At 70.1% G+C, this 14258-nt stretch carries 1 protein-coding gene (only partly in view); it reads left to right on the forward strand.

What is annotated here, in order from left to right; genetic code table 11:
* A protein-coding gene (locus ACP16H_RS18695; protein ID WP_425073765.1) for a hypothetical protein crosses the window boundary here: on the forward strand, positions 1–14258 show its 5' end (the start). 33829 nt of this gene lie beyond the right edge of the window; the window shows 14258 of its 48087 coding nt (coding positions 1–14258); the start codon lies at positions 1–3; its stop codon lies beyond the right edge, outside the window.

The raw sequence follows: 14258 nt of genomic DNA on the forward strand, positions 1-14258 counted from the left end.
GTGAGCCATTCCAGCGACGACCGTCTGAATCAAACCCGCGGTGACGAGATCGACTTCGGTCTCGATCAGCTCGAGGAGAGGATCGTCCTTTCCGGTGACGTGGGGATTGTCGACGAAACCTTGGTGGACGGAGGGCAGGCCGATCACCTGCCGGTCGGGCAAACCACCGGCGATGGGGCAGAAGAGCCGCTGCCCCCGGCCCAGCTGACGCTGGCGCGGCCTGCGGGTGGGGTGTCGACCTTTACCGCGCAGGCTGATGCCGTTTCGACGCTGACGGTCGGGTCGGGAGAGGTGCTGTTGGGGTCCGGCGCGGTGTACCAGCCGCTGGTGAACAACGGCACTTTGGCGCCGGGCAACTCGCCCGATATCCTGTCGGTGGCGTCCTTCACGCAGGCCGACACGGCGACGCTGAAGATCGAGATCGGCGGCGAGACGGCGGGTGCGGGGGCGGTCGACCCGCTGGACGGCTATGACCGGCTGGTTGTCAGCGGTGCGGCGCAGCTGGACGGGACGCTGTCGCTGGTGCTGCTGAACGATTTCCACCCGGTGGCGGGCCAGGTCTACGACGTGATGAAATGGGGCTCGCGCACCGGGACGTTTGACCGGATCGACGGGCTGTTTACCGGCAATGGCGTGCTGCTGGTGCCGGAATACCGCGCCGACGGGCTGCGGCTGACGGCGGTGCAGATGCCGCTGATCGAGGTGATCGTGGCGCAGGGCGTGGACGCGGCCGTGGCCCTGGGTCGCTGGGCCGAGGCCGTGGCGACCAAGACCGCCGCGACGGGCATTCGACTGGCCGCGCAGCTGGGCCTGGGGGGCGTGCAGGTCGGCGGTGACCTGACGGTGGAGGTGGATGCGACGGGGCGGTCCTCGGTCGCGGTGGCGCAGGGCACGGCGCAATGGGGCGTCGCCGGGCTGGCGGGCGGGCTGACCGGGGTCAGCGGCACGTTGGCCTTTGGCGGCACGGGCGCGGCTGCGGTGGCGCTGTCGGGGAACGGATCCGTGCAGGCCTTTGGCGGGCCGTCGCTGGCGGGGGCGTTCACACTCGCCAAAAGCACGGATGGTTTGCAGGTCACGGCTTCGGGCGTGTCGGCATCGCTGGGCGAGCAGTCGCGCGGCGGGGCGCTGACCCTGACGGGCGGCGCGCTGGCGCTGTCCCTGGCGGATGGCGAGATGGACCTTGCGGTTTCGGGCACCGGCGGGTTCAGCGGCATCGCGGGCGCGGCGTTCAGCGGTACGCTGGCGTTGAAGGCCAGCTCCGCCAGCGGCGTGGCGCGGTTCGGTGCCGAAGGTGCCACCGTGACGCTGCCGGGACTTGCGGCGGTTACCGGCGATTTTGCCTTCGGCGTCGCGCGCGAGACGGTCGAGAGCGTCGTGACCCAGACCATGGTGATCGGCGCGGCCAACGCGGCGGGGACGGTCACCCTGGGTGAGCTGGTGGCCAACGTGTCGAACGGGTCGCTGGGGCTGGTGATGAAGTCGGTCTCGGATGCTTCGGGCATCGGGACGATCACGCGGACCACGGCGATCACCGCGCAGGCCGACCTGTCGCTGACGGTGGACAACGCGTTCTCGCTGACGGGGCGGCAGGTGTCCCTGCGCTACAACGGTACGGGCGCTGTGGTCAGCACGCAGGCGGTGCTGCCCTCGGGCGCGGCGCTGTACATCGAGATGGCCTCGGGCGAGAGCCGGATTGCCGGGGACATCACCGCCGAGGTGGTCGGGCAGGGGTCCTTCAGCGGGCAACTGGTGCTGGAGATCAGCGACGCCCTGCGCATCCTGTCGGACGCGGCGCATACGCAGGTTGCGGTAAAGGAATACCTCCTGAGCGGCGCGGGGCTGAGCGCACGCCTGGGCGGCGACTCCGGTCTGCGGGTCGAGGATGGCGCGGGGGCGCTGGTCTATTCCAAGGCCAAGGACGGCTCGGGGTCGTGGCTGGCGACCAAGGGCACGCTGTCGCTGGCTTCGCTGGGCGGCTTTGCCCTGCAAGGGGCGGCGGGCGATGCCTGGTCGGTGAACACGGTCGTCAGTGGCACCGGCGCGGCGCTGGACTGGACGGCGGTGAAGTCGGTCACGCTGCCCTCGGGCGCGTCGGTGACCTTTGACCAGGTGGGCGAGATCTTCTCTGTCGCGGCCTCGGGACAGTTCGCCCTGGGCGGGGCCTCACTGTCGGGTGACGTAGCGGCAACCTATGCTAAGGCGACGGGCGCCTGGGCGGTGAGCTTTGCCAATATGTCGGTGGTGCTGGCGGCGGGTCCGGCGATGCTGCGCCTTACGGGGGCCAGCGGCACGGTGGCGGTGGATTCGAACGGCCGTCGCAGCGGCACGCTTTCGGGTGCCCTGTCGCTGTCGGGCATTCCCGGGCTGATCGCGCAGGCCACCGGCACGCTGACGCTGGACGGGCTGAACGACGCGCTGTCGGTGCAGGCGGCAGGTGTGCTGGGGCTGGATGGCTTTGCCCGCGTGGCGGGCGATTTCAGCATCACGCGCGAGATTTCCGTCGACGGGCCGCAGCTGGTGGTCGCTGCGACGAATGCGGCGTTGCAGGTCGGCGCGGGGGTGAAGGCCACGGGGACCACTGTCGCCGTGACCGGTGCGGTGGCAAGGGTCACGGGCGCGAACCTTGGGCTGGTGCTGCGTGGCGACGCGCTGGGGCAGGGGGGCTTTGCCCTTGCCGCCAACGGTGCGCTGGCGTTGGAGGGCGTCGCGGGCGCGTCGCTGACGGCAGCAGACGTGAAGGTCGAGGTCAACCGGCTGGGGCAGGCGGTCACGCGGACGATTGGCGCGGTGGCGCTGGAGTTTGCCGACGGGCGTGACGTGGCGCGGCTGGCGGCGCAGGGCGCGTCGATGAGCCTTGGCGGCGTGACGCTGTCGGGCAATGTCGCGCTCTCGCCCGAGGTGGTGACGGTCGGCACGACGCAGCGCCACGAGATGCGCATCGGGTTCTCGGACGTGACGGCGAGCGGGCTGTCTCTGGGCGCGGCATCGGCGACCCTGACGGGCGCAAGCGGCGCGGTAGTGCTGGTGACGGATGCGGCGTTCACGGCGACGGACGCGGCGCGTTACGCGATCCAGCTGACCGGTTCGGCCTCGCTGTCGGGCGGCGACGCGCTGGCGCTGTCGGCCAACGAAATGGTGTTCAGCCTGAACCGCGTCGGCGCGGCATTCAAGACCACGGTGAACACCGGCGACGGCTATGTCGTGATCGACCAGTTGAAGGATGAGCTGCGCCTTGCCGGGCAGGGCGAGGTGCGCATCGACGGCGTGGCGCGCCTGTCTGGCAACCTGTTCTTTGAAACCCGCTTGGCGCAGTCGGTGACGCTGTCCGATGCCAGCACGCTGACGGCGGACATGCTGATCGTCGGCGGGCAGGACCTTGAGATGGCCTTGCTGGCGGGGGACAATTCGATTGCCCTGCAGGACGGCAAGGTCGCGCTGGTGCTGACCAAGGAGCAGGGTGGCACGCGCCGCTGGCTGACCACCCTGTCGCAGTTCGAAGGGCTGGAATTCGACCTGCTGGCAGAGGCCAACCTGAACGGCGGCTTGCTGGAGATCAACCGCGCGGTGGATGTGAACGGCGCGCTGATGGCGGGCACGGTCGCGGCGCCGGTCTACACCACCGCCGCGCCGCTGCTGGTGGCGCTGGGGCAGGACACGAAACTGTCGGTCGGTCAGGATGGCGAAAGCCTCGAGGCCACGATCAACGGCACGCTGACCCTTGGCGGTGCGGAGATTTCCGGCGTCATGACACTGCGCCAGACGGTGGACGGCGCGGGGGCGACGGTTTGGGAACTGGGTTTCGTCAACGCGCAGATCGCCCTGGAAGCAGGCGGCGCGCGGGCGGTGGTGTCCTCGCTGACGGGTGCGTTCCAGATCACCGATACGGCGGTGACGGGCACGGTGTCGGGCGTGGGCCAGGTGACGGGTGTCGATGGGCTGACCGCCTCGGGCACGCTGGCGGCGACCTTCGAGCAGGGCAGCCTGAGGCTGGCCGGTGACCTGTCGCTGGCGGTCGAGGGGATCGGCGCGCTGGCGGGGTCCTTTGCCGTGGTCAAGCAGGACGAACAGCTGTCCGTCCCGGTGGAGGTCGAGGCGGCGGGTGTCTCGGGCGGCGATGCGACGGTGGTGGAAACCGTGGCGGGCGGCGTGCGGACCAACGCGGTGTTCCTGCTGACGGTCGGCAATGCGCAGATGACGCGCGAGGGCATCTATACGCTGGGCTACGCCGGCGCGCAGGCGACGGTGTCGACGCTGGGCGCGGATGGTGCGCCGGTGACCGATGCGGCGTTGCGCACGCGCCTGTCGGAGGCCTTGCAGGGCCTGTCGTCGATCGGGCGCAACAACGTGCTGGTGACGGGCACCCGCGCGGATGGGTTCCGGATCGAGTTCACGGGCGCGCTGGCGGGTGTGTCGATTGCGCAGGGCACGACGCTGGCCAGCGGCGGCTTCTTCATGGTCGCGCCGGTGGATGCGCCGGATGCGCCCGATTGGGGGCTTGTCAGCCTCGACGCGGCGGCGGTGTCGGCGCGCAACGAAGTGCAGGACATCGCGATTGCCCATACCGGGACGGTGGCTTCAGGCGATACGTTCACCTTGACGGTGGACGGCGTGACCACGGGCGCAATCCCGCTATTGCCGGTGGGGCAGGCGCAAAACCAGCGCATGACCTTGTCGGTGACCGTGAACCCGAACGACACGCGGTCGTCGTTCTATTTCGAGGCCAACGGGCTACGGTCGAGCGCCATTGCCACGGGCAAGGGCCCGCTGGTCACGGCGCGGCTGATCGACCTCGCGCTGGAGGAGATCTACGGGTCCGATACCGTGGTCGTGACCTACGAAAAGGGCTTTGTCGGCAACAACCAGATCGACTATTACGTCGAGTTCCGCGGGGCCATGGCGGGCAAGCCGGTGACGGGGATCACGGCGGGCGTGTCCTCGTCCAAGGTGGCCGTGTCCTGGGCGACGAATGCGGTCGGCGGGCCGGGCTACTCGGTCAAACAGCAGGCGGCCGAGATCCAGAAGGCCCTGGTGGCGACCTTCGGGACGGGTGCTGCGAGCGTGAGTTTTGCCAGCGGAGACAGCGTGGCGGATGCGCGCTATCGCGTGGCCTTTGGCGGGGCGCTGAAGGGGCGGGATGTCGCTTTGATGACGGCCAGCACCACGGCTGCCGCGACGGTGACGGCGCGGGCGGTGACGGATGGCGTGACGAAGGGGGCGGAGGTTCGTTCCATCCACCTGAGCGACGCTAACCGGCAGGGCAATTTCGCGGTGACGCTGACGTGGCGCGGGGTGTCCTACACTTCGGCGCCCATCGCGTTTGGCGCCAGCGCCGGGCAGGTGCAGGCGGCGCTGATGGCGGCGCAGGATGGCAGCAGCGCGCGGCTGGCGGCTGCGGGCGCGGCGATCGGCGTGACGCAAGGGACGGGCGCGTGGTCCGTGTCCTTTGGCGGAGCCATGGCGGGCGAGAGCCTGACGGCCGTGCGCGCGCAGGTGCTGCAATCGGTCAGCGCCCCGCAGGCGGTGTTGGCGCAGCAGGTGGCGGGTTCGACGACGAGCGCGGTTCAGACGCTGGACCTGACGGGTGCCACGCGCGTGGTGCTGACGCTGCCGGGTGGCGGGTCGACCGGCGTGCTGGATGTGGCGACGCTGGACGCAGACGGCTTGGCGGCGGCGCTGGCGGCGCTGTCCGGTGTCGGTGGCGCGGGCAACGTGTCGGTGACCGGGACGGCGGGGGCGTTCGAAGTGCGCTTTACCGGCGGGCTTGCGCGGCGGGACGTGGCACCGCTGGTGGCGGTGCCGGTGCAGCGGCTGGACTTGACGCTGTCGAATGGCAAGCGCCCCACGGAGATCGCGGTGCGGCTGGGCGATGGCGAGGATATCTCGGTCGCAATCGACGTCGACGGCATGGACGATGCCGCGCTGGCCGGGGCGCTGAAGGCCGCGCTGGCGGCGCAGGGTATCCTGGACGCCGCCGACGTGATCGTGACGGCGCAGGGCGGGCTGATCTTTGACGTTGCCTTTGGCGGCGCTCTGGCGGGGCTGGACCTTGGCACCGTGACGGTCTTTGCGGCGCAGCAGGAGGTTGCCGCGCAGGCGCAGCTGATGGTTGGCGCGGCGGGTGTCTCCATGGCGGCGAGCGGGCTGAATGCCGTGCTGTCGGGTGGGGAACTGGCGCTGCTGGTGCGGGAACGCGCGGACGGCACCATGGGTTACGCGCTGGAAGCGGCGGGCACCGTGGGCCTGTCCTCGGGCGCGGTCAGCCTGTCGGCAAGCGGGCAGGTGCGGGTCAACGCGCTGGGAGAGGCTGTGTCGCTGGAGATCCCCACCGGGATCGCGACGACAAAGGCGCTGAGCTTTGCCGATGGCGTCTCGCGGCAGGAGATCACCATCGACAGCGGCACCGTGGCGGTTCAGGGCCTTGGCTCTGTCACCGGCGCGCTGAAGGTGGTGCGGACCTCGCAGGTGGTGAACGGCATGACGGTCACCGATGTGACCATCGGCATGGAGGGCCTTGCGGGCACGCTGACCATGGGTCCGGCGCAGGCGGCACTGAGCGACGGGCGCGGCGCGGTCATCCTGCGCGAGACGGTGCAGGGCGATGGCTCGCGCGATGTGCAGGTGGCGGTCGAGGTCGCGGGCGACGTGGGCGTCACCGGCATCCCGGCGCTGACGCTGACGGCGACCGACCTGAACGTCACCTACAACCGTTGGGGCAACGATATCGCCCGCGAGGTGGAGACGCCGAGCGGGCTGTTCGCGCTGGACCTCGCCGATGGCGAGACGCGGATCACCGGGCAGGCGAGCGTGGCGCTGGATGGCGTGGCGAGCGTGTCGGGGCGAGTCTTCATCGAGAGCCGACAGGCGCAGGCGGTCACGCTTGCGGGCGGCGCGCAGGTCACGGTGGACCAGCTGGTGTTCGGCGGGGCCGGGATCGAGGCGTCCTTGTTGCATGGCGCGCCCTTGCTGGCGATCGGTGCTGCGGACGTGGCGTTTGTCTATTCCAAGGCGGCGGATGGCCGCGCGTGGATCAGCGCGGCGGCGGATGTGGACGACCTGACCATCGGCGGCAATGCGCTGCTGGAGGCGCAGACCGGGCTGGTGTTCAACGCGGCGCTGGATGCGCAGGGGCGCGTCGATGCCACAAATGACACGGTCATCGACTGGTCGGCGCTGCCGCTGGCCTTGCCGCTGGATGGCGTGACGAGCGTCACGCTGGACGAAAGCGGCCATGTCTACGCGGTCGAGGTCGCGGGCGGGATGAACCTTGGCGGCGGCACGCTGTCGGGGGCGTTCACCCTGACGGCGGATCGCAGCGGGGCGGTGGATGTCTGGACGCTGACGGCGGATGGTGCGTCTGTCGGGTTCGGGGCAGGCGGGGCCTACGCGGGCCTCGAGGATGTGACCGGGGCGGTGACCTTCCAACAGGGCCAGCGGCCCGCAGGGGCGCTGACGGGCACACTGCGGGTCGACGGGGTCGAGGGGCTGTCGCTGGGCGGCACCTTTGGCACCGAGTTCGACGCCACGGGTGCGCTGTCGCTGACCGGGACGGGCGTGACCGCCGAGATCGCGGACCTTGTCGGCCTGTCGGGGAATTTCACCGTGACCAAGGCGGGAGGGCAGGTGATGGTGTCCGCCTCCAACGTGACCAGCAACGTCGCGGGCGGGCTGAGCCTGACGAATGGCACGCTGGGGCTGGTGCTGGAGGAAGTGACCGAGGGCGTCGGTGGTTTCGCGCTGGTGGCCGGGGCCACGGCGCAGATCGGCGCAGGCGGGCTGGCGGTGAACGCTTCGGCGCAGGTGCGGGTCAACACGCTGGGCCGCGCGGTGTCGCAGACCGTGGGCGGCGTGGCGGTGGACTTTGCCGACGCCGCGCAGGTGCGCGAGATCGTGGTTTCGAATGGCTCCATCTCGCTGGGTGAACTGGGATCGGTGACGGGCAGCGTCGCCGTGTCCACGCGCAGCTTCGAGGAAGCCGGGCAGACGGTCACGGAAACGCGGATCGGGCTGGACGAGGTCAATGGCCTGCTGACGCTGGGCGCGCTGTCGGCGGACATGACGGACGGGCGCGGCGCGGTGCTGATGCGCACCGTCGCGGGTGTCACGAAATACGCGGTGCAGGTCGAGGGCGGCGTGTCGGTCAATGGCGCGGGTCACGTGTCGCTGAATGCGTCCACCATGACCGTCTCTCTGAACCAGTTCGACACGGCGGTCAGCGGCGAGGTGATCAACACCGGGGCAGGGGACTACACGCTGGACCTGATCGCCGGGGCGCGGCGCCTCGAAGGCGTGGCGACCGCGACGGTGGGCGATGTCACCGTATCGGGCGAGCTGTTCGTCGAGGTGCGTTCGGGCGTGACCCGCGACGTGGTGGGCGAGGGCCCGGTGGCGATGACCGAAACCATCATCGGCGGGGCAAACCTGTCGGCGGTGGTCAGCGCGGGCGGGACCGAGCTGGTCCGGCTGGACGACGCCGACGTGGCGCTGATCCTGTCGGACGAGGACGCAGGCTCGCGGCAGTGGATGGCGCTGGCAGGCGGCCTGTCGGGGCTGACCCTGCTGGGCGACGATTTCGCTAATGTCGAGACGGGTTCGGTGATGGTGAACCGCCAGCTGGGCAATGCGGCGGGCGCGGTAATCGACTGGAACGGCGCGTCGGATGACCAGTCGTTCGAGGTCGCGCTCTCGGCCACCGATACGACCGCTGTTGCGCGGTTCGATGCCGGGACCGAAGGCTTTGCCGTCGAGGTCACCGGTTCGGTGGACCTGGAGGCGGCGCGGGTGTCGGGCACGTTTACCGTGGCGCGAAGCGGGTCCGACCTGACGATCACCGCGGCCAATGCCAATGCGGCGTTGCAAGCGGGTGGCGCGGCGGTGTCGGTGTCCAATGCCTCGGGCTCCCTGGTGAAATCCGGCAGCACGACCACCGGCACGATCACCGGCGACGCGGCGGTCACGGGTGTGGACGGGCTGGTGCTGGAAGGCACGCTGTCGGCCACTTACGACGCCTCTGGCCTGCGGGTGAGCGGCACGGATGTGACGGTGGCGATGGCGGGCTTCGGCTCTGTCACCGGGGATTTCGCGGTCGAGAAGACCGGCGATGCGCTGCTGGTGGGCCTCAGCGAGGTGACGGCGGGGATTTCCGGCCTGACGCTGGACGATGGCACGCTGGGGCTGGTGATCGCGCGGAACGCGGCGGGGCGCGATGGCTTTGCGCTGATCGCCTCGGGCGATGCGGCGCTGACCGGGGTGCCGGGGCTGAGCCTGAGCGCCGAGGCGGCGCTGGCGGTCAATACCCTGCGCGAGACGGTGGATCGTTCGATCACCGTGGATGGCACACCGGTGGCGGTGCGCTTTGATACCAGCGCGCTGACGCGGCAGCTGGTGGTGACCAACGCGGCGCTGACCATCGACGGGCTGGCGACGCTGAGCGGTGATTTCACCTTTGCGTCGGAAATCTGGACCGAAGGCGGCGTGGTGCATGAGCGCCTGCTGGTGACGGTGGCGCGGGGCGCGGGCACGCTGGACGTGGATGGCGTCGATGCGGTGCTGTCGAACGGCGCGGGGACGCTGATGGTCGAACGCACGCTGAACGCGACGGGCGGCGTTGCGACCTCGGGCTATGCGCTGGACATGGGCGGTGATTTCGCCGTCGACCTGGGCGGCGCGGTGGCGCTGAGCGCCGATGACCTGCGGGTGCAGGTCAACACGCTGGGCCGCGCGCTGGACAACGACGCCGTGACGGTCGCGGGTGTCGAGACGCTGCTGACCATGCCGGACAATGCGCGCCGCCTTGCCGGGCGGTTCGGGCTGGATGTGGCCGGGCTGGTGGATGTCAGCGGCTTGATGGCGATGGAACTGCGCACCGGGGCCAATGCCCAGACGGTGCGCCTGAGTGATGGCACCAGCGTGTCGGTCGAGCAGGTGGTGATCGCGGGGCAGGGGCTGGCGGGTCAGCTGGGCTCGGGGTCGCTGATGGCGACGGTGGACGATACCGACCTGGTGCTGGTGGTGTCGACCGAGGTGGGCGGTGCGGGCCGTCGCTGGCTGTCGCTGGAGTCCACCGTGGACGGGCTGACGCTGGATGCCTTTGCGCTGGGGTCGGTACAGGATGCCTCGCTGGTGCTGAACAGCGAGATCCACGGCGGCGCGTTGCTGCTGGACGGCACGCGGGCGGTCATCGACTGGAACGGCGCGGCGGATGATACCACCACCGATATCGTCGAGATCGGCGGCGAGATGGTGGCCTTTGACGCCGGTGAGCGGGTGTTCGAGGTCGCGGTGGCCAATGCCTCCTTCGACATGGGCAACGCGGTGCTGCAAGGTGCCTTTGCGCTGGAGATGGTCAGCGGTCCGGCGGGCCAGCAGGGCTGGCATGTCACCGCCACGGATGTGTCGGTGGAGCTGAAGGCCGCCGGGGCGACGGCGGCGATCCGCAATGGCGCGGGCGAGCTGTGGATCGGCGTCAATGGCACGACCTGGGGCGCGACTGAGCGCGCCGGGACGATCAGCGGCACCGCCGAGATCACCGGCGTCGAGGGGCTGACCGCGACGGGCACGCTGGCGACGACCTTCGACAGCAGCGGCAACCTGGTGATTGCCGGGACGCTGGATCTGAACGTGGGCGATGTGGCGCAGCTTTCGGGCGAGTTCGCCTTTGAGCAGGGCGCTGTGGTGACGGCGGACCCGGTGATCGAGACCGGCGGCGTCACGGGGGGCGCGACGGTCGTGGCGACCGAGGCGACCCAAGGCGGCGTGACCAGCGCCAGCAGCTTTGCACTGGTGGTCGGCGCGGCGCGCGATGGCGGGTTCGACCTGCGCACAGGCGTCTATTCCTTTACCCGTGGCAGCGTGACCGTGACGGCGGAACTGCTGGCCTCGCAGGCGAACGCGGTCTGGGCGGATCGCCTGCAAGCGGCGATGGATGCGCTGTTCGGCTTTGGCAACGTGTCGGTCACGGGCGACCGTGAGGCCGGGTATGTCATCACGCTGGAAGGGCAGCTGGCCGGGCAGGCCATCACCGGCCTGAGCATGACCGCGCCCGCCGATCCGTCAGATCGCGACGACTGGGGCAAGAACTATGTCCTGTCGCGCGGCGATGCCGACACGCCCGCGGTGCACCTGTCCGACCTGATCCCGGCGGGCACGCGCGGTGCGCAGGATTTCGAGTTCGATTACACGGCGTCGCAGGATGCGGCCTTCCGCGTGGCGATGGGCACGGCGGGGGCGTATCGCGAAGGGCGGTATGCATTTGCATACAATGGCAAGGCGGCCACGGTGCTGACCGACGGCCTGACGGACGCGCAGGTTCTGGCGGCGATGAAGACCGCCATGGCCACGCTGTTCGGCGCGGGCAATGTCACCGTGACCGGAACGCGCGCCGGGTTCGATATCGTGCTGGGCGGCGCGCTGGCCGGGCAGGATATCCGCGCGGGGCAGGGCTTTACCATGGTTGCGCCGGGCGACGCGCCGGTGCTGGCGGATGACACGGCGAGCGTGGTGCAGCAGGCGCAGGCGGGGACGACCTCGACCCGCTACACGCTGGAACTGAAGCTGCCCACGGCGGCCAGCTACACGTGGAAGAACTCGGACGAGTTCACGTTCGGTTTCGTTGGCTCGATGCGGAGCGAGGCGGTCAAGGTCACCTCGATCGAGAGCAGCCAGGCGCGGCAGATCCATGACGAGCTGTTGCAGCTTCTGGGCTATCGCGACGGGACGAATTCGACGACCACGAGCTTCCCGTCGACCGCCCATGCGGTGGTAAAGAGCAGCGTCCTGAGTGTGACCGTGCGGCAGGAGTCCGTGCTGCGGCACCAGGTCTACGAGATCGCCTTCAGCGGGGATGCGGCGGCGCGGCTGGCCGCGAAGGGCGCGCTGACCGTGGCCAATACCGGCGCGAACGCCGGGATCGACTACATCCTGACGCCGGTTTCGGGCAGTGCCGGGACGGCGACGGGCGCGGTGCAGGTGCTTTCGGGCTATGCGGCGGGGACGAAGGGCAGCTTCACGCTGGGCTTCCAGTATGGCGGTTCGGCCTTGCAGACAGGCGCGCTGGACCTGCACGCCGATGCGGCCGCGGTGAAGGCGGCGCTGATGGCGGTGCTGCCCTCGGGTGTCGATCTGACCGTGACGGGCCAGCAGGACGGCGGCTGGCGGATCGCCTTTGGCGGCGATGCCTTGGGCGTGTCGGTCAGTGCCATGGCGCGCGACGTGACGCAGGCGTTGCCGGGGTCGGCGGCGCTGACGCAGGTGACGACCGGGACGACGGGCGAGACCCTGACCTTCCGCTCGGACCGGATCGGGTTCGACGTGTTCAACAGCGATGCAGAGGCCATTCGCGCCGCGCTGCTGGGGGCAGAGACGAGCGACGGCGTGTCCGTGGCCGATACTGGCATCACCGTGGACGTCGAGATGGACGCCGCGCGCGGCAAGTGGAAGATCACCTTTGGCGGAGCGGCGCAGGGGCAATCCCTGTCGGTCCTGCGCAGCCAGGTCTTTGCTGTTCCGGCCCCGGATGCGGTGCTGACGCAAGAGGCAACCGGCGGCACCACGGACGAGGTGCAGCGGCTGGTGCTGCCGACCTCGGGGCAGGTGCGGCTGGCGCTGGGTGGCGCGGTCAGCGGGGTTGTCGCGCTCGACGGTCTGGATGCCGCCGGGCTGACGGCCGCGTTGGAGAGCCTGCCGCAGGTGGGCGCGGGTGACGTGACCGTGACGCAGGAGGCGGGTGGCTTCCTTGTCGCCTTTGGCGGAGCGATGGCGGATCGTGATGTGGCGGTGCTGAAGGCGTTGGCGGTCACGCGCCTGTCGCTGGCGGTGCCTTCGGATGGCTTGTTGGCGGACGTGGTGACGCTGCGGACGGCTGGGGCGTCGAACTGGGCCACGACGATCGAGGTGCCTGCGGGTGCCGATGACGCCGCGCGCATGGCGGCGCTGAAACCGCTGCTGGAACGCGCGATTGGCCGGATGGACGGGGTCGGCGTCGGCAACGTGACGTTGCAGGCCGTGGACGGCGATCCGCTGGCCTTTGACGTGGTGCTGACCGGGACGGCGGCGCAGGTGGCGCTGACGCTGGAGATGGGCGTGGCGCGGGCCGTCGAACAGCCCGAGAACTTCATCAAGATCGGCGCGTCGGATGTGGACGCCTTTGTCGGCACCTCTGCGGCGGGTCTGCGGATCACCGATGGCGGGCTGGCGCTGGTGATCTCGCGCGCGGTGGACACCGGCGTGGGGCAGGTCGCACAGCGCGCGGGCTATGCATTGCAGATGAGCGGCGTGGCCGAGCTGAACGGCTTTGGCAACGCGGTGGTGTTGCAGGCCGACGCGGTGCTGGCGGTGAACACGCTGGGCCGCGCGGTGGACCAGACCGTCCGCGTGGGCTTTGACGCGACCGACACTGAGCAGGTGACGTTCGCGGACGGCACCGAGCGCTATGAACTGCTGATCAACCACGGTTCGGTCACGGTGCAGGAGATCGGCACCGTCACGGGCCGCCTGCGGATCGAAGTGTCCAAGACCACCGATGGCAGCGCCGAGGTGCTGCGGCTGGAGGTCGGCGTCGACCATGCGGATGGCTCGCTGGCGCCGGGTGGCGTGGGCGTGACCCTGTCGAACGGCACCGGCGCGCTGGTGATGGAGCGCCGCGTGGATGGCGCCACCACCACGGTGAAGCAGGCCTTTGTCGCCGAGGGTGACGTGGCGCTGGCCGGTGTGCCGGGCGTGACGCTGACGGCGGATGACTTGGCAGTGGCGTGGAACCGCTGGGGGTCTGACCTGGAGCTGGACGTCAAGACGGTAGACGGCACCTATGCCGCCAGCCTGATCGATGACGAGACCCGCATTCGCGGCCACATGACCGTCGAGATCGGCGGCGTGGTGCAGGCCGAGGGGGACATGTTCCTCGAAAGCCGCAAGAACCAGACGGTGCGCCTGTCGGATGGCTCCAGCGTGGCGGTCGATCACCTGCTGATCGGCGGCGCGGGGCTGGAGGGTCGGCTGGGCGCGGCTTCGGTCGCGGCGCAACTGGGCGAGGCGGCGGTGGCCATCGCCCTGTCCACCGAACGCGGTGGCGCGGGGCGGCGCTGGCTGGCGGTGCAGGGCGCGGTCGAGGAGCTGACGCTGTCGGCGGGGATCGACGCGCAGGTGACGGACGCGAAGGTCGCGATCAACCGATTGATGAGCGCCACGGGCGGCATCATGGCGCCGGGTGGCGTGGTGATCGACTGGAACGGCGCGGCGGATGATCTGTCGACCGACCTTGTCGT

Source organism: Sagittula sp. S175 (assembly GCF_049800975.1).
Classification (GTDB): Bacteria; Pseudomonadota; Alphaproteobacteria; order Rhodobacterales; family Rhodobacteraceae; genus Sagittula.